Here is a 24,830-nt window from a genome sequence, read left to right as displayed (position 1 = left end):
GCCGATCGTCGAACGTTCCACCATCGATTCCTTCAGGAATGCGAGCCCGTTCACCGGTTCGATGCGGCAACGCGTCATAATGGTCCGCCTCCGGTCCGACAAGGGGTGACGCAAGCCCATGGAAGCCACGACTCAGAGCCGTCCCGTCACGGGAGCGGCAGCCCGGCCCGAGGCCATCGTCGAGCGCGGCGAGGTCCGGTTCACCGTCCTCACGCCGCGCCTCATCCGCCTGGAATGGAGTGCCGCCCGTGTCTTCCGCGACGACCGGACGCAGGTCGTCGTCCATCGCGCGGTGGACGTACCGCCGTTCACGCTCACCGAAGACGCCGACGGGCTCGCCATCGACACGGGGCGGCTCCGGCTCCGCTGGACGAAAGGCGGCGGCCGCTTCGACGCCGCGAACCTGTCGATCGTCGTGCGCACCGCCGACGGCGAGATCACCTGGCACCCGGGCGACACGCAGCAGGCCAACCTCGGCGGCACCTACCGCACGCTCGACCGCTACGACGGCGACACGTGGCAGGACGGCAGCAAACTCCCCCTGGAGGAAGGCCTCATCGCGCGCGATGGCTGGCACGTCGTCGACGACACGCACGCCTTCGGCCTGGACGACGACGGCTGGGTGCTCGAGCGGCCGGAGGGCGAACGGCAGGATCTGTATTTCTTCGGATATGGCCGCGACTTCATGGCGGCGCTCTCGGACTTCGCGTCGATCGCAGGGCCGCAGCCGATTCCGCCACGCTTCGTCTTCGGCTACTGGTGGTCGCGTTACTGGAACTACTCCGATGCCGAACTGCGCACGCTCGGCGCGCGTTTCGAGAAGGAGCGCATTCCGCTGGACGTGCTCGTGCTCGACATGGACTGGCATACCACGCCGGGTCTTTCGTTGCGCCCCGGCCACGAACACAAGGACGTCTTCGGCGAAGCGTCGGGCTGGACGGGTTACACGTTCAATCGCAGCCTGTTTCCGCATCCGAAGGCCTTCATGCGCTGGGCGCGCGGCCAGAACCTGCGCATCACGCTCAACCTTCATCCCGCCTCGGGCGTCATGCCGCACGAGGAACGTTACGAAGCGATGGCCGCGGCGCTGTCATGGGACACGAGCACGCAGGCGCCGATTCCGTTCGAAGGCACGTCGCCCGCGTACATGCGCGCGCTGTTCGACACCATCCTGCACCCGCTGGAAGAGGATGGCGTCGACTTCTGGTGGCTCGACTGGCAGCAGTGGCCGGAATCGAAGGCGCATCCCGGCCTCTCGAACACGTGGTGGCTCAACCATGCGTTCTTCACCGAGATGCAGCGCGATGGCGAGAAACGCGGCCTGATCTATCACCGCTGGGGCGGCCTCGGTAACCATCGCTATCCGATCGGTTTCTCCGGCGACAGCGTGATCTCGTGGACGTCGCTCGCGTACCAGCCGCACTTCACGGCGATGGCCTCCAACGTGCTGTACGGCTACTGGAGCCACGACATCGGCGGCCATACGTTCCACAAGCACATCCCGCGTCCCGAGCGCCATCTCGAGCCCGAGCTCTACGCGCGCTGGATGCAGCTGGGCGTGTTCAGTCCGGTGCTGCGCACGCACTCCGCGAAGGAAGCGAGCCTGCACAAGGAACCGTGGCACTTCGGGCCACCCTGCGGCGACGCGATCTTCGCCGCGATCCGTCTTCGCTATCAGCTGGCCCCGTACATCTACGCGGCCGCACGCCATGCGTACGACACCGGCGTGTCGCTCGTGCGTCCCATGTACTACCACTGGCCGGAGCACGAGGAAGCGTACGCGCACCCCGCGCAATACATGTTCGGCAACGACATCCTGGTCGCGCCGGTCACCACGCCGGTCGGTGCCGACGGCACCGCGCCGTTCCCCGTCTGGCTGCCACCGGGCCTGTGGTACACCCGCGACGGCGCGGAATCGTTCGAAGGGGGTGCGATCCTGGAACGCTCCTACACGCTGGAGGAGATCCCGATCTTCGTCCGCCCGGGCAGTGTCGTCCCGCTCTACCCGGAAGGCATGCGCGACCTCGCGACGGTGCCGGACTCGATCATCCTGCAGGTCTTCCCCGGCGACGAGGGCAGCACCGTGCTCTATGACGACGACGGAACGACCCAGGGTTACCAGCGCGGCGAGTTCGCGCGCACGCCGGTGCGCAGCCGCCGCGGCGATCGCGCGCATCGCGTGCACATCGACGGCATGGAAGGGCGGTATCGCGGGCGGCCGGAGACACGCGCCTATGTCGTGCAGTTCCTGGACGCGGGCATCCCCGAGACCGTCGAGGTCAACGGCGAAGCGCTGCCGTACAGCCCGACGCCGAAGCCGGGAACCTGGTTGTTCGACGCCGCGTGGCTCTGCATCCGCGTCGACCTCGGCCATGTGCCGGTCGGCGAGGCGCAGGACGTCGTCGCCCGCTTCGCCCCCGAGCACGCGCCGCCCAAGGCGCTGCTGCATCGCATGCGGCGCGCGTCCGACGCGGTGAAGTACCTCAAGCAGGTATGGGGCGACATCTCGGCGCTGCCGGACGACGTCGACCTCGCCGGGCAGGCGGCGCGCGTGATCGAGTACGCGGTGGAGGAGGGCGACGACGAGGGCCGCGCGGAGCGTTTCACCCAGGCGGTGCAGGCGTTCGAGGCACGTTTCGCGGCCCTGCCCGATAGCGTCTCGGCGACGCCGATCGACGACGCGTTCAAGCGCGGGTTCATCGACCTGTTGGGGCGCTGACCGTTGCGTCGCCTGCTGGGCTTCGCGCTCGCCCTGGCCGCCTTGGCCGCGCAGGCGCAGGGTGCCGTGCGGGTCGGCTCCAAGGCGGACAACGAGGGCGCGCTCCTCGGCCAGATCGTGCTCCAGGTGCTGAAACACGAAGGCATTCCGGTGGTGGACCGGACGCAACTCGGCCCGACGTCGATCGTGCGCCGAGCGCTGCTCAACGGCGATCTCGACGTGTATCCCGAATACACCGGCAACGCGGCGTACTTCTTCCATCGCGAAACCGATCCGGCATTCCGCGACGCCGCGAAAGCCCATGCGCTCGCGTCGTCGCTCGATCTCGCCGCCAACCGCCTCGTGTGGCTCGCGCCGGCGCCGGCCGACAACCACTGGGCGATCGGCGTCCGCGGCGACGTCGCGACACGTCGCGGTCTGCGCAGCCTCGCGGACTTCGCGCGCTGGGTGACGGGCGGGGGCGATGTCCTCCTCGCCGGTTCCGCCGAGTTCGTGGAGAGCGACGCGGCGCTGCCCGCGTTCCAGTCCGCCTACGGGTTCGCGCTGCGCGGCGACCAGCTGCTCGTGCTGGCGGGCGGCGATACGTCCGCGACCATCAAGGCGGCCGCCGAGGGTACGTCGGGTGTGAACGCGAGCATGGTCTATTCGACGGACGGCGCGATCGCGGTCACCGGACTGGTCGTGCTCGACGATCCGAAACACGTGGAGATGGTGTACCAGCCCGCGCCGGTCGTTCGCGAGGCGGTGTTGCAGGCTCACCCGGCGATGCGCGCGGCGCTGGACGCGGCGTTCCGTCCGCTGACGGTGGACGTGCTTCGGCGGCTGAACGCGCGGACGCAGATCGGTGGCGAGGACGCGGGAGCGGTCGCGGCGGATTACCTGCGGTCGGAGGGGCTGCTGAAATGATGTCGCGGGCGCTGCCGGTGTTCGTGCTGTCCGCGATGGCGCTCGTCGCGGCGGCGTGCCTGCCTTTCCTGCACGTCGCCCCGAACCGTCTGCTCTCGGGCCATGCCGTGAGCCCGCTCGCAGGGCCGCTCGCCGCGGCCTGGCTTGCCGTCATCGCCGTCACCGCGTTCCGCATTCCCATGCAGCGCGTCGCCGTCACGGCCATGGCCTGGCTCGCGATCGCGGGGCTGCCGTGGCTCGCCGGCGCGGAAGCCCAGCGTATCCTTTCGGACGCGTCGGCGACGACGCGCGTGCAGCCCGGTGCGGGGTTCTGGATGATGTGGCTCGCCGCCGCGCTGCTCCTGCTCGACGGCCTGCGCAGCCGGCGTCCGGCGGTGCAGGTCGCCGCGTGGATCGCGGCCGGTGTCACCATCGCCATGCTCGCCGCGGCCGGCGTGTTCGACGGACTCTCGCTCGTCCGCGAATGGCGGGCGCAGCGCGCACCGTTCGCGGCCGCCGTCGCGGAACATCTGCGACTGGCAGGGACCACGCTCGTGCTGGCGTTGCTGACGGGGGCGCCGTTGGGCTGGCGGGTCTGGCGAGGGCGCCGCGCCGACGGTGTCGTCGTCGGCATCCTCGCGTTCCTGCAGACCGTTCCGTCGCTCGCCCTGTTCGCGTTGCTGATCGGACCCTTCGCGTGGCTCGCGCGCACATGGCCCGCGCTCGGCACCCTGGGTTTCGGCGGCACCGGCGCCGCGCCCGCGGTCTTCGCGCTGTGGCTTTATGCCCTGCTTCCCGTCGTGCGCTACACCGCCGCCGGCCTCGATGCCGTGCCGGTCGATACGCGCGACGCCGCGCGCGGCCTCGGCATGAGTCGCACGCAGCTGCTCATGCGCGTGCAGCTTCCGCTGGGATGGCCGGTGCTGCTGGCCGGCCTGCGCATCGTCGCGGTGCAGACGATCGGTCTCGCCGCCGTCGCCGCGCTGATCGGCGCGGGCGGGCTCGGGCGTTTCGTCTTCCTCGGGATCGGACAGGGAGCCACCGACATGGTGCTGCTGGGCACGCTCGCCATCATCGTGCTGGCGCTGCTGGTGGATTTCGTCTTTCAGGGTGTCCTCGCATGGACGGAGCGTCGCGCATGATCGAGTTCGACCACGTAACCAAGCGCTTCGGCGGGCACCTCGTGATCGACGACCTGTCGCTGCGCATCGACGACGGCGAGTTCTTCGTCCTCGTCGGTCCGTCCGGCTCGGGCAAGTCCACCTTGCTGCGCACGGTGAACCGGCTCGTGCCGGTCGACGCGGGCGCGGTGCGCATCGACGGCGAGGACGTGCTTTCGCGCGATGTCGAGACGCTGCGCCGTGGTATCGGTTACGCCATCCAGTCGGTGGGGCTGTTCCCGCATCGCACCGTTGGCGAGAACATCGCGACGGTCCCTCGCCTCCTCGGCTGGTCGGAGGGCGACATCCGCGCGCGCGTGGCGGAACTCGTCGAACTCCTCCGGCTCGACGAGCCCGGCATCGCGGATCGCTATCCCGCCACGTTGTCGGGCGGGCAGCAGCAACGCGTGGGCGTGGCGAGGGCGCTGGCGGCGCGGCCGCGCATCGTGTTGATGGACGAACCGTTCGGCGCGCTCGATCCGATCACCCGCGACTCGCTGCAGGGCAGTCTGAAGGCGATCCAGCGCGATACGGGAACGACCATCCTGTTCGTCACGCACGACATGGACGAAGCGTTCCGGCTCGGCGATCGCGTGGCGTTGATGCTGGACGGAAGGATCGCGCAGGTGGGGGCGCCGCTCGATCTCCTGCATCGCCCCGCCAACGACCGCGTCCGCGACTTCGTCGGCGGCACGCGGGCCCGGCTGCGCGAACTCGCGGTGCGCACCGTGCGCGACAGCATGCGCGTCGGCGAGCCCGCGGAAGGCGAGGCGGTGGACGTGGCCGATTCGTTGCAGGACGCGCTCGCGGCCATGCTGGCGCAGCGGCGCGATCGGCTGCCGGTGAACGAGCGGGGCGAGCGTGTCGGCGCGATCGTCCTCGCCGACCTCGTGGCGAACGGACCGTGACGAAAGCCCGGCATACGCAGGGCGTGATACGCGTCGCCGCACCGCTGGCGGTGCTCGCATCGCTGTTGTTCGTGCTGCCGCGATCCGGTCCGTGGTTCCACGCCTGGCTGCCGGAGCTCTCGCATCCGCTGTACACGCGCACGTCGTTCGGTGCGCTGACGCTGGCTCATCTGGCGCTGGTGACGATCGCCACGCTGCTCGCCGTGGCGATCGGTCTGGGGCTCGGTATCCTCGCCACGCGCCCGTCCGGGCGCTCGCTCCTGCCGACCGTGCGCGCCGTCGCCGTGATCGGCCAGACGTTCCCGCCCGTCGCCGTCCTCGCGATCGCGGTGCCGCTGTTGGGCTTCGGCGCGGCGCCCACGCTGCTCGCGCTCGTGCTCTATGGCGTGCTGCCCGTCCTCGGTCAGACGATCGCCGGGCTCGAACACGTGCCGGCCGCGACGCTGCACGCCGCCGACGGCATGGGTTACGGGCGCTGGCGCCGCCTGCGCGAGGTGGAACTGCCGCTGGCGGCGGGGCCCATCATGGCCGGCGTGCGACTGTCCGCCATCGTGAGCGTGGGGACGGCGACGATCGGTTCCGCGGTGGGCGCGACCACGCTGGGCTCGCCCATCGTCGAAGGACTGGTCGGCAACAATACCGCCTACGTGGTGCAGGGCGCGCTGCTGGTCGGCGCGCTCGCACTGAGCGTGGATGCGGTGCTCGGCGCGATCGAGCGCCGCATCCGCCGGGGGTGACGCTACCAGATCCGCACGCGCTGCTTCGGATCGAGGTACAGCTTCTCGCCCGGCGTCGGTTTGAACGCGTCGTACCAGGGATCGAGGTTGCGCACGGTCTGCGCGCGGTAGGGACCGGGCGAGTGACCGTCGCCGATCACCTGCTGGCGCAGGGCCGCGTCGCGCGTCTTGCTGCGCCACGACTGCGCGAACGCGAGGAAGAAGCGCTGGTCGCCGGTCAGGCCGTCGATCACTGGCGCGGGCTTGCCGCCCAGGCTTTCCTTGTAGGCTGCGTGCGCGATCGCGAGGCCCGACACGTCGGCGATGTTCTCGCCCAGGGTCTGCTGTCCGTTGATGTGCAGGCCCGGCAGCGGCTCGTACTGGTTGTACTGCGCGACGAGCTTCTGGCCGGCTTCCTTGAAGTGCTTCTCGTCTTCCGGCGTCCACCAGTTCGCGAGGCGCCCCTGGGCGTCGAACTCGGCGCCCGTGTTGTCGAAGCTGTGGCTGATCTCGTGGCCGATGACGGCACCGATCGAACCGTAGTTCGCGGCCGGGTCGGCCTTCGGATCGAAGAACGGCGCTTCGAGGATCGCCGCCGGGAAGTTGAGGGCGTTCTGCAACGGCAGGTTCACGGCGTTGACGGTTTGCGGCGTCATCCACCATTCGTTGCGATCGACGGGCTTGCCCAGCTTCGCGACCTGGTGGCGGTATTCGGCGAGCTCGGCGCGCTGGTGGTTGCCGAGCGCGTCGTCCGGCTTGATGACGACCTTCGAATAGTCGCGCCAGGTGTCCGGGTAGCCGACGCCGACCTTGATGGTCGCGATCTTCGCCTTCGCCTTCTGCTTGGTGGCGGCCGACATCCATTCGATCGTGTCGACGCGCTGGTCGAAGGCCTTCAGGATGTTGGCGACCATGTCCTGCACTTCCTTGCGCGACGACGCCGGGAAGTACTGCTTCACGTAGATCTGCCCGACGGCGTCGCCGAGGTCGACGTTCGTGCGGCTCACGCCGCGCTTCCAGCGGTCGCGCTGCTTCGGCGTGCCCGTGAGGGTCTTGCCGTAGAACCCGAACGAGAGCTCGTCGTACGCCTTCGGCAGCAGTCCGGATGCGTTCTCGTTGATCGCATGGAAGCGCAGCCACGCCTTCCAGGTGTCGAGGGGTTCGCTGGCGACGAGCGCGGCGAACTTCGTCACGGTGGCCGGCTGCCAGACGATGAAGGTCGGCTGGTCGTCGAGCCCCGCGGCTTTGAAATAGGCGTTCCAGTCGAGACCGGGCGCCCTGGTCGCGAAGCTGGTGCGCGGCCACGGATTGTTCGCCTTGTGGATGTCCTCGCTCTCGACGATCGACAGCTGGGCCTGCGCGATCTTCGTCTCCAGCGCGAGGACGGCCTTCGCCTTGCCCGCGGCGTCGGGCGTGCCGGCCTGGGTCAGGATCGCCTGGACGTAGGCGGCGTATTTCTCGCGTGTCTCGACCATGTCCTTGTCGGTCTTCAGGTAGTAATCGCGGTTCGGCATGCCGAGGCCGCCCTGCAGCAGGTAGGGCACGTTCTTCGACGGGTCTTCGAGGCCCTGCGCCACGAACAGCCCCAGCAGGTGTTCGGTATCGAGGTTGGTCGCGTTGATCGGATCGACGTCGGCGCGCAGCTGCGCGCCCAGCGCCGTGGCCAGGCCCGTCTTGTCCTTGATGCCGTCGATGGCGGCCAGCGCCGGTTCCAACGGCTTCAGTCCGGCTTTCTCGATGCCCGCCTCGTCCATGTACGCCTTGTAGTAGTCCGCGATCAGGCGCTGCTCGCTTCCCGCCGCCGGGTTGCCCTCGCCGGCGGCCTTGATCAGTTCGGCGTTGCGCTTCTCGGCCTTCTGGAACACCTCGAGGAACACGCCCGTGCTGGCGCGGTCGGCGGGAATCTGCGCCGTCTTCTCCCAGGCCCCGTTGGCGTAACCGTTGAAGTCGTCGCCCGGCTTCACCGCCCGGTCGATGCCCTTCAGGTCGATGCCGGAGGGCGCGTCGGCCGCGAGGGCGGCCGTGGAGGCGAGGCCGCAGGCGATCGAGGCGGCGAGGAGCCGGTGGATGGTGGCCATGGACGAATCCCTAGGTGGTTGGGGAGCCCACGATAGACCTCCCCTCCGCACTTTTGTCCATGACCGATGGACTAGGCCCGGTTCCGTCCGTTCCACGAAAGCGGTCGGGGGGATGTGCCCTAATGGTCTTCCGGTGCCGCAACGGCGCCGGGAGGGCGGGCCGCGGGTCGCCCGGGTCCGCCTATCCATCATTGGCAGAAGATCTTTAGGGAGATCTATATGAACGCACGTTTCGAACTGACCGGCTCGCAGACCGACATCGCCAGCTATCCGATCTGGGCACAGGACATGGTGTCTTCCTGTGCGGATGCGCGGCGGGGTATCGTGGAGCATGAGATGTGGGACGCCATGCGCGCCGCCACGCTCGACCCGCAGACCACCCGTAACTTCATGGTCGGCGTCTGGCCCGTCATCGAGCGCTTTCCCGGGTACATGTCGCACAGCCTCCTGAAGACCCGCTACGGCCGCAGTGCCGGCGACGACCTCGCCCGGCGCTGGCTCGTCCGCAACATCCGGGTGGAGCAGAACCATGCGGAGTACTGGCTGAACTGGGCGGAGAGCGCGGGGGTGTCCCGCGAGGAGGTGCTGTCGGCCGAGCCGCCGAAGGGCACCCAGGCCCTGGCCGACTGGTGCGAGGAGGTGAGCCGCAACGATTCGCTGGCCGCGGGCATCGCCGCGACGAACTACGCGGTGGAGGGGGCGACCGGCGATTGGTCCCAGTTGATCTATGAAAGCAAGACGTACGCGGAAAGTTTGCCGATTTCCGGCCGCAAAGCCGGCCTTCGCTGGCTTCAGCTTCACGCCGCGTATGACGATACCCATCCGTGGGAAGCACTGGAGATCGTCTGCACGCTGATGGGGACCAACCCCCCGGCCGACCAGATCGAGCACATCAAGGAATGCGTCCGGCGCAGCTACGTCAGCATGAGCATCACGCTGGATCGCTGCATGGACGGGGCCGGGACGGTCCGCAAGTGGAACGAGGCGGCCGCGTAACTCGCAAGTTGGACGCCTTCTGGCGCACTATCACGTCCGTTTGATCGATCAATGAGGGTTCGATGCGGTTCGAAGCCAGTCATCATCAACTCCTGACCAGGCGCCTCCGGCCCCTGGCATGGGCGTTGGTGGCTGTCGTCGGGCTCGTGCTGGCCCTGACGTGGGTGGCGGTCCAGACCCAGGTGACTCTCGCCGGTTTCCTCAACGGCGAGAGTCTCTGGTCGAAAGCGCAGAAACAGGCGGTCATCGACCTGGACGAATATGCCGGTCATGGCCGCCCCTCCGACCTGGCGGGGTTCCGCCGGAACTACGCGGTTCTCGTGGCCGATCGCTGGGCCCGCGACGCGATCGCCAGCGGCGACTTCTCGCATGCCGAGGTCGAGGAGGCCTTCGCCAGGGGTGGGGTGATCCGCGAGGCCATTCCGGGCATGGTCTTCATCTTCCAGTATTTCTCCGGGTTGCCGTACGTCCGCGAGGCCGTCACCGAGTGGCGCTCCGTCGACGGCAGCCTCGTGGCGCTCGACGCCACCGCGAACCGCCTCGAGCGCGCCTGGGGTTCGGGCACGCCCTCCCCGGAGGCGATCGTGGCCGAGCGCGCGCGCATCGCGGCGCTGAACAACACGATCGAACCACGGGCGAAGGCGTTCTCGCTCTACATCGCCAACGGTGCCTCCTGGCTCGGGCGAGTCCTCTTCTTCACGGTGCTCGGGGTGGCGGCCCTCGCCTCGCTGCTCTGGCTGCGCCTCGCGCAGCGCATCCTGGCCGGCATCCGCGGCACGGAGGAGCGCTACAGCCTGCTGTTCGACAGCGCCGCCGACGCCATCTTCATGGTGGACCAGGAAAGCGGCCGGATCCTCGACGCCAACGATCGCGCCGCGACGTGGCTCGGATGCAACCGCGCCGACCTCATCGGCATCGAACTGTCTAGCCTGTTCGTGGAAGGATCGGCGCTGGCGGGAGAAGGGCACCTGCGGACCGCCGACGGCGGCCTGCGGCCGGTGGAAACGCACAGCAGCCTCGTCTCGTGGGGTTCGCGCGAGGTGTCGCAGGCGATCGTGCGCGACATCTCCGACCGCGTCGCCATGGAGCAGGAGCGCAAGATCGCCGCGGAAGCGCTGGCGAGCATCGCCGAGGGCGTGATCATCGCCGACGCCGATCGTCGCGTGACCACGGTCAACATGGCCCATACCAAGCTCACCGGATTCCCACCGCACGCGCTTCGGCGCACGCGTTTCGACGCGACGCGCACGCTGCCCGACGGCCGGCCGCTGCCGCAGACGCTGTGGGAGGACATCGCTCGCGGGGAGAACTGGCTGGGCGAGGTGGAGAGCCGCCGCGCCGACGGCAGCACCTATCCCGAACTGATGAGCATCAGCACCATCCGCGACCGCGAAGGGCGTCCGCAGCACTACGTCGCGGTGGTCTCGGACATCACGGCGCGCAAGGCCGATCGCCAGCGCCTGCAGCACCTCGCCACGCACGATCCGCTCACCGGCCTGGTCACGCGCTCCGAGTTCGAGCGCCGCTGCGCGGAGGCGATCACGCGCGCCGCGCACGAGCGCGGCGCGGTGGCCGTGCTGTTCGTCGACCTGGACGCCTTCAAGGTCGTCAACGACAGTTACAGCCACGCGATCGGCGACGCCCTGCTGATGCGCGTCGCGGAACGCATCCGCGCGCAACTCGCGCCGCACGACGTCGCGGGCCGCATCGGTGGCGACGAATTCACGGTGCTGCTCGCCGACCTGCGCTCGCGCGAGGAAGCGCTGCTCGTGGCCGAGGCCATGCTCGCCGCGCTCTCGCGTCCGTTCGATCTGGGCGATTACGAGCTCTTCGTCAGCGCGAGCATCGGCATCGCCGGCTACCCGCTCGACGGCAACGACGCCGTCACGCTCATCGCCAACGCCGATGCCGCGATGTACGTGGCCAAGACCGAAGAGCGCAACGCGCTGCGCTTCTACACGCCGAAGATGCACGCGGACGCGCGCCGCCGCCTCAAGCTCGCCTCCGAATTGCGCCAGGCGCTCGTTCGCAACGAGTTCCACCTCGTGTACCAGCCCAGCATCGAGATGAAGACGGGCCGCATCGTGGCGGTCGAGGCGCTGATCCGCTGGCGCCATCCGGATCGCGGCAACGTCGGCCCGGACGAGTTCATCCCCATCGCCGAGAGCCTCGGACTGATCCGCCAGATCGACCAGTGGGTGCTCGAACACGCCTGTCGCCAGCTCGTCCGCTGGGACGAGGCGCGACTCCCGCCGTTGCGCATGGCGGTCAACGTGTCCGCGGGATCGTTCGGTCACCCGGACTTCCTGCAGGGCATCAGCCAGGCGCTGCGTGCGACGGGCGTGCCGCCGAGCCGTCTTCTCGTCGAACTGACCGAAAGCGCGATCCTGCGCCTTGGCGAAGATACCGAGCGCGCGATGCAGGCCCTGCACAATCTCGGCGTCGCCGTCGCCATCGACGATTTCGGTACCGGGTATTCGTCGCTGGCTTACCTGAAGCTGCCGGCCGTGGCGTACCTGAAGATCGACCGCTCGTTCGTCACCGGCCTGCCCACGAACGGCAACGACGTCGCGATCACCGAGGCGATGGTGGCCATCGCCCGCAGCCTCGACCTGCACACCATCGCCGAAGGCATCGAGACGGAAGGCCAGCACGAGTTCCTCGTGCGCGCCGGCTGCCAGGAAGGGCAGGGGTTCCTGTATTCCCGGCCGCTGCCGCCGGACGAGATCGAGCGCCTGCTGGCGCCGAAGGCCACGGGCGGCAAGCGCCTTTCACTGGTGCCGCCCCGCCGGGCGTGAGGCCTGTTGGAGCGCACCTGGGCGCGATGGGTGCTTGCCGCGAGCACCCCATCGCGCCCAGGCGCGCTCCTACAATACGCAAGCGGCATCTTCCGTCGACACTTGCCGTCCCCATATAGCGGTGATCGTTCCCGTGCAAGGATTTCCCGTGTCCACCCACGATGCCATCGTCTTCCTGTTCGATGTCGACAACACGCTGATCGACAACGACCGTTTCAGCGCCGACCTGGCGGCGCGCCTCGAGAGCGAGCTCGGCGAGGATGGGCGCGCACGCTACGCGGCCATCGACAAGTCGATCCGCGCCGAGGTGGGTTACGCCGATTACCTCGGCGCCCTGCAGCGGCTACGTGGCAAGGAAAGCAGTCCGGCGTACATGGCGCTGTCGTTCTTCCTGCTCGACTACCCGTTCGACGAGCGCCGCTTTCCTGGCGTGCCGGAGGCGATCGCGCACCTGCGCACCCTCGGTCGGCCGGTGATCATGTCCGACGGCGACACCGTCTTCCAGCCGCGCAAGATCCGCCGCGCGGGGTTGTGGGACCTTTTCCGCGAGGACGTGCTGATCTACGTGCACAAGGAAGAGATGCTCGACGATATGCGGCGCCGCTATCCCGCGGACCACTACGTGATGGTCGACGACAAGCCGCGCATCCTGGTGGCGCTGAAGAAGCTGCTCGGCGACAAGGTGACCACGGTGTTCGTGAAGCAGGGTCACTACGCGGCGGCCGCCGGCAAGGAACTCGAAGAGACGCCGCCGGACATCGTCGTCGACACCGTGGCGGAACTGGCGACCCTGACCCGCGAGGATTTCCTGGCGTCCGCCTGAGCGGCCCCATCGCCCATGCTCGTGGCGTAGGAGCGCGCCCTGCGCGCGACATGTTTTAAGGCTGTGAGCTCAGGCCCCGCGGCCCTCGCGAAAAGATGTCGCGCGCAGGGCGCGCTCCTACGGAGCAGGATCGAGCCGAGCGATGCGCATTCACGCCTCGAACGCGTTCGGAATCCATTCCACCCGGTCGCCCTCGAACGCCAGGACGTCGAACCGACAGGGGCGGCGCGCATCGTAGGGTCGTCCCGCCATCCACACGTGCGCCGCGCTGATCACGCGGCGTCGCTTGGCCGCCGTGACCGACGCCGCGGCGCCGCCGAAGGCCTGGCCGCGGCGATAGCGCACCTCGACGAACACCACCGTGTCGCCGTCCCGCATGACGAGGTCGATCTCGCCGTGACGGCAGTTGAAGTTGGCCTGCACGACGCGCAGGCCGCGGGCTTCGAGAAATCGCCGCGCCGCCGCTTCGAAACGGTCGCCGGTGGCGCGGCGGGGTGGGATCTTCGTTGTCACGCGAACCTCGTTGCAGGCCCGCGCCGGCGAGGGATCAGCCGCCGCCGCTTTCCACGGTCGGGGCTGCGGCCGGCGCTTCGAGCTCGAGGCTACCCGCGACCGGACGTGCGACGCCGTCGGCGAAGCGCGCCCAGATGAGTACGCGACGCACGCGTCCGAACTCGTCGGCGACCAGCTGGCCCGTGGCGCCCGGCAGGTAGCTCCCGGGATGGCCGCGCATCCAGTCGATGTACGGCACCAGCCCCCACGCATCCATGCCGAACGCGAACAGGCGCGCGGTGACGCCCTTGGTCGCCGGAATGGCGTTGCCGAGTTCCGCGCGGCGGGGCAGGCCCGGCTGCGCGTCGAACAGCCACGGCGCGTCGCAGAATTCCACGCCGTCGAGGTCGCGGTCGGCGGAGGGATCGTCGCCGCCGCCGTACACGTGCGACGTGGCGAACACCGGCAGCGTGTTCTTCGCCAAGCGCAGCTGAGGCAGGAGCAGGCGCGCCTGCTGGGGCTTCATGCTGATGAACACGCCGCTCGTCGCCGGATCCTCGCCGACCGGCTCCGAAAGCTGCGAAGCGAAATCGATGCTCGCCGAATCGAGCGTCACCTGACCTGCGAGCGTGCCGCCGCGCGCCTGCCACTCGGCCTTGAAGGCGTTGCCGGCGCGGCGCGCGAAATCGTCGGTGGAGACGATGACCGTCGCCGTGCGGATGCCGCGGTCGGCCATGTGATCGGCCACCTGGGCGCCCTCGGTCTCCGGCAGCATGCCGAACTCGTTCGCACCCGCCGGGGGCAGGTTACGGTTGTCGTTCGGGTAATTGAGCGTGAGCATCGGCGCGGGCAGGGCGCCCTTGGCGAAGATGGCGGAGACGCCGTCGCGGTTGAGCGGGCCGACGACGAAGCGCGCGCCTTCCGCGACGGCCTTGTCGTACGCGGCGACCGCGTGAGCCGCGTCGTTGCCGGAGTCGTACACCACCACCTCGGGGCGCGGCGCGTCGGTATGCGCCGCCTCGATGTAATTGGTGAAGAAGCCATCACGGATCGCGGCGCCCGCGCCGGCGAGCGGACCCGACAGCGGCAGCAGCAGCGCGACCTTGGTCGGCACCTTGTAGCCTTCGCGGACGCCCTTGTCGCCGCTGACGGTGCCGACCGCCTGGTCGAGCACGGCCGGCGCCCGGTTGACGCTGCCCAGCTGGGACTGCGCCTCGACCACCCACGGCTTCAGCGGATCGTTCGCCGCGAGAGCGGCGCCGCGGTCGGCGAGCGGCTGCGCGCCCAGGCCGGTGAGCAACGCGAGGATCTGCTTGCGGTTTTCCTCCCGGTCGATGCCGCGGAGCTGGCCGTCGAGCTCGACCCGGGTCTGCGCGGCGCTCCAGGAATCGCCGGCGGCCGCCTGCGATCGTGCGCGCAGTTCAGCGAGGCGCTGGTCGATCTGCGGCGACACGCGCGTCGCCGGCTTGCCGGTGAGCGAGAGCGCCGTCTTCGCGTCGTTGTTCTTCAGGGCGATCTCGGCGCGCAGGGCGTCGAGGCGCAGGGCATCCTCGCCTTCGAGGCGGGAGCGGCGCACGTCGGCGACGACCGGCGCGGCGCGGTCGAGCGCGCCTTCCTGCCGGTAGGACTCCGCGGCGAGCAGCTTGTAGTAGTCGCGATGCGTGGCGTCCTGCGCGGCGAGCGCGAGGTACGCCTGCGCCGCCTGGTCGAACTGACCCTTGATGTAGAGCGTCTGCGCCGCTTGCGTCGCTTCGCCCGACGGCGCCGTGCCATGCTGGACGCCGCCCTGCGTCACGCAGCCGGCGAGGCCGGCGGAAAGCAGGATGCCGAGGGTGGTGGCACGGATCGATCGCATCGAAAGGATTCCTTGGCTGCGCGGTGACGCCCCTGGCGGCGCCGAAACGACAGGATCATAGCCCATCGGTTTGCGAGGCCGGCGTGGAGGCGGGAGTGGGCGCCCGGGGGCTCCTCGCGAAAAGATGTCGCGCGCAGGGCGCGCTCCTACGGTCCGTAGAGCGCCTTCCGCGGCGCGCCGGTGATCGCCGCGGCGAGCTTGGCGGCCTTGGCGGGTGGCAGTTCCTCCTTGAGGATGCCGAACACCCGCAGGCCCTCGGCGAGGCGCTCGTCCTCGCCGGCGTCGCGGCCGGCCACCATCACCACGAACTCGCCCTTCTGCTGGTTCGGATCGGCCGCCACCGCCGCCACCAGCGCCTCCAGCGTGCCGTCGAGCACGGTTTCGAACATCTTGGTCAGCTCACGCGCCACGACCGCTTCGCGCGAGGCGCCGAAGACGTCGCGCATGTCCTGCAGCGATTCGAGGATGCGATGCGAGGACTCGTAGACGATCAGCGTGCGCGATTCGCCGGCCAGCTCGGTCAGGCGCGAACGCCGCGCACCGCTTTTCGCGGGCAGGAAGCCCTCGAACACGAACCGGTCGCTCGGCAGGCCCGCCACCGACAGGGCGGCGATCACCGCGCTGGGTCCCGGCACGGGACTCACCCGAAGGCCGGCCGCCCGCGCGGCGCGCACCAGCCGGAAACCCGGATCGCTGATCAGGGGGGTACCCGCGTCCGAGACCAGCGCGACGTCGTCGCCGCCACGCAGGCGCTCGACCAGGCCGTCGACGGCGGTGCGCTCGTTGTGGTCGTGCAGCGCGACCAGCGGCGTGTCGATGTTCAGGTGCTGGAGCAGAGGACGCGTATGTCGCGTGTCCTCCGCCGCGATCACCGCCACGCGCCGCAGCGTCTCGATCGCGCGCGCGCCGATGTCGTCGCGGTGACCGATCGGCGTGGCGACGACGTGCAGGGTGCCGGGGCGGGAGGGCATGGAGAGGTCCGTTGCGTGAGGCTGGGCAGGGGATTGTAGGGGCGGAAGGTGTGGTGGGTGCGGCACGGGTGGGGGTTGGGGGATGGGAATGGGGGCGACGGAGCCGGCGGGCGCATGAGGGTGCTGGACATTCCGCGCCGGCCACGACGCCGACGGGCGGCTTCCGGTCCCCTCGGGCGTTCGCCGGGATCACGCCCCCATTCCCATCCCCCATCTCCCACCCGTGCCGTGCCGCGCCAGTTCCCTTGCGCCCGCGTCACCGCGATGGTCCTCCCCCCGCTATACTCCCCAATGGAGTCGGCCAGACAGTCGCGAAACGCCGTGTGCGTTTCGAGGAAAGTCCGGGCTCCACAGGGCAGGGTGCCAGGTAACGCCTGGGCAGCGTGAGCTGACGGCCAGTGCAACAGAGAGCAGACCGCCGATGGCCCCGCGAGGGGATCAGGTAAGGGTGAAAGGGTGCGGTAAGAGCGCACCGCGTGCGGGGCTAACGTCGCACGGCACGGTAAACCCCACCCGGAGCAAGACCAAATAAGGGAACCATGACGCGGCCCGCGTCGTTCCCGGGTAGGTTGCTAGAGCCTGGCGGCGACGCCAGGCCGAGAAGAATGACTGTCACGTCGCAAGACGCACAGAACCCGGCTTATCGGCCGACTCCAACTTCTTCGCGGTATGTGGGAAGCGCGCTGGCGCGCGAATGGGTGCTTGCCTCGAGCGCCCATTCGCGCGCCAGCGCGCTTCCCACATTTCTATAGTTGAGTCCGTCATCTTCCATGAACGTGAGTTCATCGGCCTGCGTGAATTGCCCTTCACCTGCCTCCCGAAAGCGCGAAGTCCATCGCAAAAAACCCCAACGATTCAATCACCTTGCGCCCGTTCCTCAGAAACGGCTGGAAATGGTGATGAACGTGAGCTTTCTCCTTGATTCACAAGAAAAAATTCCTTGACAGTCTCAGGGGGCGAGACTATCGTGGGCCCCAGTGTGAAATCGTGGGATTTGGTGGGGCAACCAACGAATATGTTCCAGGGCGAGACAGCCATCACGGTCGACGACAAGGGTCGTCTGACGATTCCGACTTCGTATCGGGATCAGGTGGCCGTCGCCTGCGCGAATCGTCTGGTCGTCACCTACAACCCCTTCGAGACCGGTTGCCTCTGGATCTTCCCGTACGCGGAGTGGGAGCAGGTGCGCGATCAGGTCAACGCGCTGCCCAGCGTGAAGGCCGTCCATCGCGCGTTGCAGATGAAGCTGGTGGGTGCCGCGGCGATCGTCGAACCCGACGGAGCGGCCCGCATCCTCCTTCCATCGAGTCAGCGCGCGGCGGCGGGCATAGAAAAAAAAGCGGTGCTGCTGGGCATGGGCAACAAGTTCGAGCTGTGGAGCGAACAGGCTCACCTCGCGAAGATCCGCCAGACGATCGGCGAGGACGAGATCAGCGACGACATGGCGGAACTACGGTTGTGACGAACTAATTCGAGGTTTTCGGTGGAACGGGAGTGGGATGTGGCGACGGCGGGGCGCGATGTGCACATCCCTGTGATGCTCGACGAAGTGGTGGAGGGCCTCGCCTTGCGCGAGAACGGGCGTTATCTGGACGGGACATTCGGCCGGGGCGGGCACGCCCGGGCGATCCTTGCCCGTCTCTCCGACGCCGGCCGTCTCTACCTGATGGACCGCGACCCGACCGCGATCGCGGTCGCCGAAACCGGCCTCGCCACCGATCCCCGCGTGGCGCTGCGCCACGACAACTTCGCCACCATGGGCGATTGGTCCGCGCTCGAAGGCGGCCTCGACGGCATCCTGCTCGACCTGGGCGTGTCGTCGCCGCAGCTCGACGACGCCAGCCGCGGCTTCAGCTTCATGGCCGACGCGCCGCTGGACATGCGCATGGACACGACGCGCGGCATCAGCGCCGCCGACTTCCTGCGTGACGCCGACGAGACCGAGATCGCCGACGTGCTGTGGACCTTCGGCGAAGAGCGCTTCAGCCGACGCATCGCGAAGGCCATCGTCGAGCGTCGCGCGACGGCGCCCATCCTGCGCACCGGCGAACTCGCCGAGCTGGTGGCGCGCTGCGTGGGCCGCCGCGAGCCGGGCAAGAACCCCGCGACGCGCACCTTCCAGGCGTTGCGCATCCGCGTCAACGCCGAACTGGAATCCGTCGAGCGTGGCCTCGACGCCGCCCTCGAGCTTCTCAAGGTCGGCGGCCGGCTCGCCGTGATCAGCTTTCATTCGCTGGAAGACCGCACGGTCAAGCAGTTCATCCGTTCGCACGAAGGTCGCGTGCAGGGCAGCCGCCGCGCGCCGCCGACGGAAGCGAAACTTGCGCGCCTCAAGCCCGTGGGCAAGGCCATCTTCCCCTCCGACGCCGAAGTCGCCGCGAACCCGCGTTCGCGCTCCGCCGTGCTGCGCATCGCGGAGAAACTCGCATGAAGATCTTCGGCGCGATCTGCCTCTCGATCCTGCTGCTGGCGGTCATCGCCAGCGCGATCGGCGTGGTGTGGACGCGCCACGAGAGCCGCCAGCTGTTCATCGAGCTCTCGAAGCTGCAGGCGCAGAAAGACGACCTGGGCGTGGAATACGGTCGCCTCGAACTGGAGCAGGCCACCTACGCCGAACCCAGCCGCATCGACGCCGACGCCCGCGGCAAGCTCGGCATGTTCACGCCGAAGCCGCAGGACATCCAGCTGGTGCGCCGATGAGGGCCCGTCACGGCAAGCCGGTCGTGCCCACCCGCCGTCGCGGCCAGGGCCCGAGCCCGCGCAAGCGCATGACGGTGATCGTCGCCGTGCTCTGCGTGGCCGCCTCGGGCCTCGTCGTGCGCGCGTTCGACCTGCAGGTGGTCCGCAAGCAGTTCTATCAGGACCAGGGCGACGCGCGCTTCCTGCGCGAGATGCCCATCGCCGTGTCGCGCGGCACGATCTTCGACCGCAACGGCGAACCGCTGGCCGTCTCGACGCCGGTGGCGTCCATCTGGGCCAATCCGCCGGAAGTGCTCGAGAACGAGGACCGCATTCCGGAGCTCGCGAAGGCGCTGCACGTCGACGCCGACGACCTCAAGCAGAAGATCGCGCAGCGCGCCGACAAGGAGTTCATGTACATCGCGCGCCAGCTGCGCCCCGAGGACGCGCAGGCGATCGTCGACCTGAAGATTCCGGGCATCGCCGCGCAGCGCGAGTACCGCCGTTACTACCCGTCGGGCGCGGTGAACAGCCACATCCTCGGCTTCACCAACATCGACGACCACGGCCAGGAAGGCCTGGAACTCGCGTTCGACGAATGGCTGGCCGGCAAGCCGGGCGCGAAGCGCGTGATCCGCGACCGCATGGGGCACGTGGTGCAGGACGTCGAGCTGCTGCGCGAACCGCAGCCGGGCCGCGACCTCACGCTGTCGATCGACCGCCGCATCCAGTACCTCGCGTACAGCGCGCTCAAGGACGCCCTGGAAAAGAACAAGGCCGATTCCGGGTCGATCGTCGTGATGGACGTCCACACCGGCGAAGTGCTCGGCATGGCGAACCTGCCGTCGTTCAACCCGAACGCCGTGCGCGGCAGCACGCCGTCCGAGCGCCGCAACCGCGCGGTGACCGACGTCGTGGAGCCGGGCTCGACGATGAAGGCCTTCACCATGGCCGCGGCGCTGACGAGCGGCAAATACACGCCGACCTCGCCGCTGATCGAAACGTCGCCGGGCACGTGGATGATGGGCGGCCATCCGGTGCGCGACACGCATAACTGGGGCACGCTGACGCCCACCGGCGTGATCACGAAGTCGTCGAACGTCGGCGCCGCGAAGATCGCGATGACGCTCGACACCGATTTCCTCTACGGCATCTACAAGGCGTTCGGGCTCGGCAACAGCACCGGCAGCGGCTTCCCCGGCGAAGCGGCGGGTTACCTGCCCGTCGGTCGCACCTGGAAGCCGATCGAGAAGTCGCGCCTCGCGTACGGCTACAACCTCAACGTCACGCCGCTGCAGCTGGCCACCGGCTACGCCGCGCTCGCCAACGGCGGCGGCCTGCGCTCCCCGACCTTCATCAAGGGCGCGGACAACGATCCGGTGCAGGTCGTCACGCCGGCCGTCGCGCACGAGATCGTGCGCATGCTCGAGACCGTCGTGTCGCCGGGCGGCACGGGCTACGGCTTCGCTTCCGTCGCCAACTACAGCGTCGCGGGCAAGACCGGTACGTCGCACAAGAACTCGGTCGGCGGCTATTACTCGAACAACTACATCTCGCTGTTCGTCGGCATGATTCCGGCCAGCGCGCCGCGCCTCGTCACCGTCGTGGTGATCAACGATCCGAAGGGCGGCCGCTACTACGGCGGCTCGGTCGCCGGCCCGGCGTTCGCGCAGGTGATGGAAGGCGCGGTGCGCCTGCTCGACATCGCGCCGGACAACGTCGGCCGCTGGTACGCGGGCGGTCCCAGCCAGGGCGGACTCATCGGCACGACGAACGCGCCGCCTCCGGCCGCCGACGACAGCGCCGCCGAAGAGGTGGTGCCATGACGATGCGTCTGGCCGACCTGCTCGACGGATTCGCCGACGCCGCGGGCGCCGGCGATCTCGCTGTTTCGGGCCTCGCGATCGATTCGCGGGAGATCCAGCCGGGTAACGCGTTCGTCGCGTTGCGCGGCACGAAGGACCACGGCATCGCCTTCGCCGCGAAGGCCGTGGCGAACGGTGCGACGGCGATCCTCGCCGAGCCGCCGTTCGACGCCGTCGACGCGGGCATCCCGGTCTTCGCGGTGGACGGTCTGCGCGAGAAGACCGGCGCCATCGCGGCACGTTTCTTCGACGATCCCTCGGCCGCGCTCGAGGTGATCGGCGTCACCGGCACGAACGGCAAGACATCCACGGTGCAGCTCGTCGCGCAGGCGCTCGCGTTCCTGGGGCGCAAGCCGGCGACGGTCGGTACGCTCGGTGCGGGCCTGCATGGCGCGATCGCCGAAGGCGAGCGCACGACGCCCGATGCCATCCGCATGCAGGCGCTGCTCCGCGAATTCCGCGATGCGGGTGCCACGCACGTGGCGATGGAAGTCTCGTCGCATGCGCTCGAGCAGGGCCGCGTCAACGCCATCGTCTTCGATGTCGCCGTGTTCACCAACCTCACGCGCGACCACCTCGACTACCACGGCACGATGGAAGCCTACGGCGCCGCGAAGGCGAAGCTGTTCGCTTTCGAAGGCCTGCGTGCCGCCGTCGTCAACGTCGACGATCCGTTCGGCGCCAAGCTGGCGAAAGGCCTGCCCGAGGGCGTGGCGAAGCTGCGCACGTCGATGGCGACGGACGCCACCGAGAAGGACGCCGAGGTTCGCGCCGACATCGTCGTGACGTCGGCGAAGGGTCTGTCGTTCAACCTCACGACACCGTGGGGCATGCGCACCGTGCGCAGCGCGCTCCTCGGCCGTTTCAACGTGGCCAACCTGCTCGCCGTCGCCGCCGTGCTCGGCGCGCTGGGCGAGCCGTTCGATCGCATCCACGCGGCGCTGGAATCGCTCCAGCCGGTGAACGGCCGCATGAGCCGCCTCGGCGGCGACGGCCGCAAGCCGCTGGTCGTGGTCGATTACTCGCACACGCCCGACGCGCTGAAGCAGGCGCTGCTGGCGCTGCGTTCGCATACGAAGGGCCGGCTGATCTGCGTGTTCGGCGCGGGCGGCGATCGCGATCAGGGCAAGCGTCCGCTCATGGCGGCGATCGCGGAACGTCTCGCGGATGTCGTCATCGTCACCGACGACAACCCGCGCACCGAGGATGGCGATGCCATCGTCGCGCAGATCGTGGCCGGCTTCGTCCATCCCGAAACCGTCATGGTGATGCGCGACCGCGCGCAGGCCATCGCCCTGGCGCTCGCCGACGCGAAGGCCGACGACGTCGTTCTGATCGCCGGCAAGGGCCACGAAACCTATCAGGAAGGTCCGGAGGGCAAGCGTCCCTTCGACGACCTCGCCGTCGCCAGCGAGGCGATGGCATCCGGCAAGAAAGGAGTCCGCGCATGATGCGCCTGTCCGCCGTCGCCCTCTGGACCCGTGGCCGCCTGCAGGGCGCCGACGTGGACGTGGGCGGCTTTTCCATCGACACCCGCACGCTCAGGGCCGGCGACCTCTTCGTGGCGCTGCCCGGCGAGCGCGTCGACGCCCATGATTTCGTCGCCGCCGCCGCCGAACGCGGCGCGGTCGCGGCGCTCGTCACGCGCCCCGTGGACGCGCCGATCCCGCAGGTGATCGTCAACGACACGCAGGCGGCGCTCGGCGATCTCGCCAGCGCGGTGCGCGCGCAGCGCGACGTCCGCGTCGTCGGCATCACGGGATCGAACGGCAAGACGACCGTGAAGACCCTGACCGCGTCGATCCTGTCCCGTCACGGCCGCACGCACGTGAACGCCGGCAACTTCAACAACGAGATCGGCATGCCGCTCACGCTGCTGGCGATGCCGGAGGACACGCAGTACGCCGTCCTCGAGATGGGCGCCGGCAAGCCGGGCGACATCGACTACCTCGCCGCCATCGCACGGCCCGATATCGGCCTCGTCAATTCCATCGCGCCCGCCCACCTTGAGCGGATGGGCACGATCGAAGGCGTCGCCGAAACCAAGGGCGCGCTCTATCAGTCGCTGCCTCCCGATGGCATCGCGATCGTCAATGCCGACGACGAGCGCTTCGCCGGCTTCTTCGCGAACCTCGCCGGGTCGCGCACGATCCTGCGCTACGCGCTCGATCATCGCGCGGACATCGGCGCCGACATCGTCGAAGAGCGCATCGACGGCACGCACTTCGTGCTGTCGACGCCGCATGGCGATGGCGACGTGCACCTGCCGATGCCGGGCCGCCACAACGTGGCGAACGCGCTGGCGGCCGCCGCCATCGCGACGGCGCTGGGCGTGCCCGTCGAGACCATCGTCGAGGGCCTGGAGCACGTTCCCGCCGTGGCGGGCCGGCTGAACCTCGAGCCGATGCCCGGCAACTGGACGCTGATCGACGACAGCTACAACGCGAATCCCGGCTCCGCCGCGGCGGCCATCGACACGCTCGCGCTCGCGCGCGGCGAGCGCTGGCTCATCCTCGGCGACATGGCCGAGCTCGGCCCCGACGCCGTCAGGCTGCACGCCGGCATCGGTCGCCTCGCCCGCGAACGTGGCATCGAGCGGCTGCTCGCCACGGGTGCGAAGAGCGCGGCGGCGGTCGAGGCCTTCGGCGCGGGTGCGCAACATTTCGCGACGCAGGAAGAGCTCATCGAAGCCGCCTGCGCGCAGATCCACGAGGGCGTGACGTGCCTCGTGAAGGGGTCGCGTTCCTCCGGCATGGACCGGGTCGCGGCTGCGATGAAGAAGTACGCTGAAGGAGCATCCCATGCTGCTTGAACTGGCGGAATGGATGGCTCGGCACTTCACGTCGCTGCATCTGTTCCAGTACATCACCTTCCGCGCGATCATGGCCGCGCTGACCGCGCTCGCCGTGTCGTTGCTGCTGGGTCCCGCGCTGATCCGCAAGCTCGCCGCGCTCAAGGCCGGGCAGGTCGTGCGCAGCGACGGTCCGCAGACGCACCTGTCGAAGGCGGGCACGCCGACGATGGGCGGCCTGCTGATCATCTTCGCCGTGGCGATCGCCACGCTGCTCTGGGCCGACCTCGGCAATCGCTATGTGTGGGTGGTGCTCGCGGTGACGCTCGCGTTCGGCGCCATCGGTTTCTACGACGATTACCGCAAGCTCGTGCTGAAGGACAGCCGCGGCCTCGCCAGCCGCTGGAAGTATTTCTGGCAGTCGGTGTTCGGCCTCGGCGCCGCGGTGTTCCTCTACCACACGCACCAGCTGCCGGCCGAGACGGCGCTCTATGTGCCGCTGTTCAAGCAGGTCGCGATCCCGCTCGGCATCCTGTTCGTGGTGATCGGCTACTTCATCATCGTCGGGTTCTCGAACGCCGTGAACCTCACCGACGGCCTGGACGGCCTGGCGATCATGCCGAGCGTGCTGGTCTCCGGCGCGCTGGGCATCTTCGCCTACCTCGCCGGCAACAAGCTGTTCTCCGAATACCTCGGCATCCCGGCGATCCCGGGCGCGGGTGAGCTGGCGATCTTCTGCAGCGCGCTGGCCGGCGCGGGCCTCGGCTTCCTCTGGTTCAACACCTATCCGGCGCAGGTCTTCATGGGCGACGTCGGCGCGCTCGCGATCGGCGCCGCGCTCGGCACCGTCGCGCTCGTGGTGCGCCAGGAAATCGTGCTGCTGGTGATGGGCGGCGTGTTCGTGATGGAGACCGCGTCGGTGATGCTGCAGGTCGGCAGCTTCAAGCTGCGCGGCAAGCGCATCTTCCGCATGGCGCCGATCCACCATCACTTCGAACTGAAGGGCTGGCCCGAACCGCGGGTCATCGTCCGTTTCTGGATCATCAGCGTCGTGCTGGTGCTCATTGGCCTCGCAACCCTGAAGGTGCGCTGAG

19 protein-coding genes and 1 other RNA gene are annotated in these 24,830 nt (G+C 69.0%); 16 read left to right on the top strand and 4 right to left on the bottom strand.

Annotated elements, in window-relative coordinates; translation table 11 throughout:
• The first annotated feature begins 118 nt into the window (after positions 1-118).
• The 5 genes from J2X58_RS11670 to J2X58_RS11650 are packed head-to-tail and all read left to right on the top strand — an operon-like array spanning position 119 to position 6,409.
• On the top strand, positions 119-2,719 hold the full coding sequence (locus tag J2X58_RS11670; protein WP_310048365.1) for a TIM-barrel domain-containing protein: 2,601 nt from the start codon (positions 119-121) through the stop codon (positions 2,717-2,719).
• A 3-nt stretch (positions 2,720-2,722) separates the two neighbouring features.
• Positions 2,723-3,625: a glycine betaine ABC transporter substrate-binding protein gene (locus tag J2X58_RS11665; RefSeq protein ID WP_310048364.1), complete on the top strand. Its 903-nt coding sequence runs from the start codon at positions 2,723-2,725 to the stop codon at positions 3,623-3,625.
• Positions 3,622-4,746 (top strand): ABC transporter permease, encoded by a 1,125-nt coding sequence (locus J2X58_RS11660; RefSeq protein ID WP_310048363.1) that lies wholly within the window; start codon positions 3,622-3,624, stop codon positions 4,744-4,746. Before J2X58_RS11665 ends, J2X58_RS11660 begins: the two co-directional genes overlap by 4 nt.
• Positions 4,743-5,672: an ABC transporter ATP-binding protein gene (locus J2X58_RS11655; protein WP_310048361.1), complete on the top strand. Its 930-nt coding sequence runs from the start codon at positions 4,743-4,745 to the stop codon at positions 5,670-5,672. The genes J2X58_RS11660 and J2X58_RS11655 overlap by 4 nt, the downstream gene beginning before the upstream one ends.
• Complete coding sequence (locus J2X58_RS11650) at positions 5,669-6,409, top strand: ABC transporter permease (protein ID WP_310048360.1); 741 nt, start codon at positions 5,669-5,671, stop codon at positions 6,407-6,409. Before J2X58_RS11655 ends, J2X58_RS11650 begins: the two co-directional genes overlap by 4 nt.
• A 2-nt stretch (positions 6,410-6,411) precedes the next feature.
• Here the strand turns inward: J2X58_RS11650 and J2X58_RS11645 are convergent, their stop codons facing one another.
• Positions 6,412-8,466: a M13 family metallopeptidase gene (locus tag J2X58_RS11645; RefSeq protein ID WP_310048359.1), complete on the bottom strand. Its 2,055-nt coding sequence runs from the start codon at positions 8,464-8,466 to the stop codon at positions 6,412-6,414.
• 219 nt (positions 8,467-8,685) lie between these two features.
• Between J2X58_RS11645 and J2X58_RS11640 the strand changes: the two genes are divergently transcribed.
• The 3 genes from J2X58_RS11640 to J2X58_RS11630 all read left to right on the top strand — a co-directional run bounded on the left by J2X58_RS11640 (position 8,686) and on the right by J2X58_RS11630 (position 13,083).
• Positions 8,686-9,462, top strand: a complete 777-nt coding sequence (locus J2X58_RS11640; protein ID WP_090056513.1) for an iron-containing redox enzyme family protein — start codon at positions 8,686-8,688, stop codon at positions 9,460-9,462.
• Positions 9,463-9,590: 128 nt separating this feature from the next.
• Positions 9,591-12,260, top strand: coding sequence for an EAL domain-containing protein (locus tag J2X58_RS11635; RefSeq protein ID WP_310048358.1), 2,670 nt, complete (start codon positions 9,591-9,593; stop codon positions 12,258-12,260).
• A gap of 148 nt (positions 12,261-12,408) precedes the next feature.
• Positions 12,409-13,083, top strand: coding sequence for an HAD family hydrolase (locus J2X58_RS11630; RefSeq protein ID WP_310048356.1), 675 nt, complete (start codon positions 12,409-12,411; stop codon positions 13,081-13,083).
• A gap of 150 nt (positions 13,084-13,233) precedes the next feature.
• Here the strand turns inward: J2X58_RS11630 and J2X58_RS11625 are convergent, their stop codons facing one another.
• The 3 genes from J2X58_RS11625 to rsmI form a co-directional block, all read right to left on the bottom strand.
• Positions 13,234-13,596: a YraN family protein gene (locus J2X58_RS11625; RefSeq protein WP_254779318.1), complete on the bottom strand. Its 363-nt coding sequence runs from the start codon at positions 13,594-13,596 to the stop codon at positions 13,234-13,236.
• Positions 13,597-13,630: 34 nt separating this feature from the next.
• The gene (locus J2X58_RS11620) at positions 13,631-15,430 is read right to left on the bottom strand and encodes a penicillin-binding protein activator (RefSeq protein WP_310048354.1); all 1,800 of its coding nucleotides are present in this window, start codon (positions 15,428-15,430) and stop codon (positions 13,631-13,633) included.
• 146 nt (positions 15,431-15,576) lie between these two features.
• Complete coding sequence (rsmI, locus tag J2X58_RS11615) at positions 15,577-16,401, bottom strand: 16S rRNA (cytidine(1402)-2'-O)-methyltransferase (protein ID WP_310048352.1); 825 nt, start codon at positions 16,399-16,401, stop codon at positions 15,577-15,579.
• A 293-nt stretch (positions 16,402-16,694) separates the two neighbouring features.
• On the opposite strand from rsmI, the gene rnpB reads away from it, so the two are divergent.
• The 8 genes from rnpB to mraY all read left to right on the top strand — a co-directional run bounded on the left by rnpB (position 16,695) and on the right by mraY (position 24,829).
• An RNA gene (rnpB, locus tag J2X58_RS11610) (RNase P RNA component class A) lies at positions 16,695-17,060 on the top strand.
• Between the two features lie 356 nt (positions 17,061-17,416).
• Positions 17,417-17,863 carry a division/cell wall cluster transcriptional repressor MraZ gene (gene mraZ, locus J2X58_RS11605; protein WP_090056523.1) on the top strand — a complete coding sequence of 149 codons (447 nt, stop codon included), beginning with the start codon at positions 17,417-17,419 and terminating at the stop codon, positions 17,861-17,863.
• 60 nt (positions 17,864-17,923) lie between these two features.
• Positions 17,924-18,832 carry a 16S rRNA (cytosine(1402)-N(4))-methyltransferase RsmH gene (gene rsmH, locus J2X58_RS11600; protein WP_310048350.1) on the top strand — a complete coding sequence of 303 codons (909 nt, stop codon included), beginning with the start codon at positions 17,924-17,926 and terminating at the stop codon, positions 18,830-18,832.
• The gene (ftsL, locus tag J2X58_RS11595; protein ID WP_310048348.1) at positions 18,829-19,101 is read left to right on the top strand and encodes a cell division protein FtsL; all 273 of its coding nucleotides are present in this window, start codon (positions 18,829-18,831) and stop codon (positions 19,099-19,101) included. Before rsmH ends, ftsL begins: the two co-directional genes overlap by 4 nt.
• Entirely contained in the window at positions 19,098-20,906 is a 1,809-nt protein-coding gene (locus J2X58_RS11590; protein ID WP_254779320.1) for a penicillin-binding protein 2, read from the top strand. Before ftsL ends, J2X58_RS11590 begins: the two co-directional genes overlap by 4 nt.
• A complete protein-coding gene (locus tag J2X58_RS11585) occupies positions 20,903-22,396 on the top strand; it encodes a UDP-N-acetylmuramoyl-L-alanyl-D-glutamate--2,6-diaminopimelate ligase (RefSeq protein WP_310048344.1) in 1,494 nt (497 codons plus the stop codon). Before J2X58_RS11590 ends, J2X58_RS11585 begins: the two co-directional genes overlap by 4 nt.
• Positions 22,393-23,757 carry a UDP-N-acetylmuramoyl-tripeptide--D-alanyl-D-alanine ligase gene (gene murF, locus J2X58_RS11580; RefSeq protein ID WP_310048342.1) on the top strand — a complete coding sequence of 455 codons (1,365 nt, stop codon included), beginning with the start codon at positions 22,393-22,395 and terminating at the stop codon, positions 23,755-23,757. The genes J2X58_RS11585 and murF overlap by 4 nt, the downstream gene beginning before the upstream one ends.
• A complete protein-coding gene (mraY, locus tag J2X58_RS11575; protein WP_090056532.1) occupies positions 23,747-24,829 on the top strand; it encodes a phospho-N-acetylmuramoyl-pentapeptide-transferase in 1,083 nt (360 codons plus the stop codon). Before murF ends, mraY begins: the two co-directional genes overlap by 11 nt.
• Position 24,830 lies beyond the last annotated feature (1 nt).

It is taken from the genome of Luteibacter sp. 3190, from assembly GCF_031456385.1.
Lineage (GTDB): Bacteria > Pseudomonadota > Gammaproteobacteria > Xanthomonadales > Rhodanobacteraceae > Luteibacter.
Note: the sequence above shows the minus strand (reverse complement) of the source record. Positions and strands in the feature narration are given on the sequence as shown.

Excerpts from the sequence above, each read along its gene's own strand:
- J2X58_RS11670 (WP_310048365.1), top strand. The coding sequence starts at position 119 with ATGGAAGCCACGACTCAGAGCCGTCCCGTCACGGGAGCGGCAGCCCGG.
- J2X58_RS11660 (WP_310048363.1), top strand. The coding sequence starts at position 3,622 with ATGATGTCGCGGGCGCTGCCGGTGTTCGTGCTGTCCGCGATGGCGCTC.
- J2X58_RS11655 (WP_310048361.1), top strand. The coding sequence starts at position 4,743 with ATGATCGAGTTCGACCACGTAACCAAGCGCTTCGGCGGGCACCTCGTG.
- J2X58_RS11645 (WP_310048359.1), bottom strand. The coding sequence starts at position 8,466 with ATGGCCACCATCCACCGGCTCCTCGCCGCCTCGATCGCCTGCGGCCTC.
- J2X58_RS11640 (WP_090056513.1), top strand. The coding sequence starts at position 8,686 with ATGAACGCACGTTTCGAACTGACCGGCTCGCAGACCGACATCGCCAGC.
- J2X58_RS11620 (WP_310048354.1), bottom strand. The coding sequence starts at position 15,430 with ATGCGATCGATCCGTGCCACCACCCTCGGCATCCTGCTTTCCGCCGGC.
- rsmI (WP_310048352.1), bottom strand. The coding sequence starts at position 16,401 with ATGCCCTCCCGCCCCGGCACCCTGCACGTCGTCGCCACGCCGATCGGT.
- mraZ (WP_090056523.1), top strand. The coding sequence starts at position 17,417 with ATGTTCCAGGGCGAGACAGCCATCACGGTCGACGACAAGGGTCGTCTG.
- ftsL (WP_310048348.1), top strand. The coding sequence starts at position 18,829 with ATGAAGATCTTCGGCGCGATCTGCCTCTCGATCCTGCTGCTGGCGGTC.
- J2X58_RS11590 (WP_254779320.1), top strand. The coding sequence starts at position 19,098 with ATGAGGGCCCGTCACGGCAAGCCGGTCGTGCCCACCCGCCGTCGCGGC.
- J2X58_RS11585 (WP_310048344.1), top strand. The coding sequence starts at position 20,903 with ATGACGATGCGTCTGGCCGACCTGCTCGACGGATTCGCCGACGCCGCG.
- murF (WP_310048342.1), top strand. The coding sequence starts at position 22,393 with ATGATGCGCCTGTCCGCCGTCGCCCTCTGGACCCGTGGCCGCCTGCAG.
- mraY (WP_090056532.1), top strand. The coding sequence starts at position 23,747 with ATGCTGCTTGAACTGGCGGAATGGATGGCTCGGCACTTCACGTCGCTG.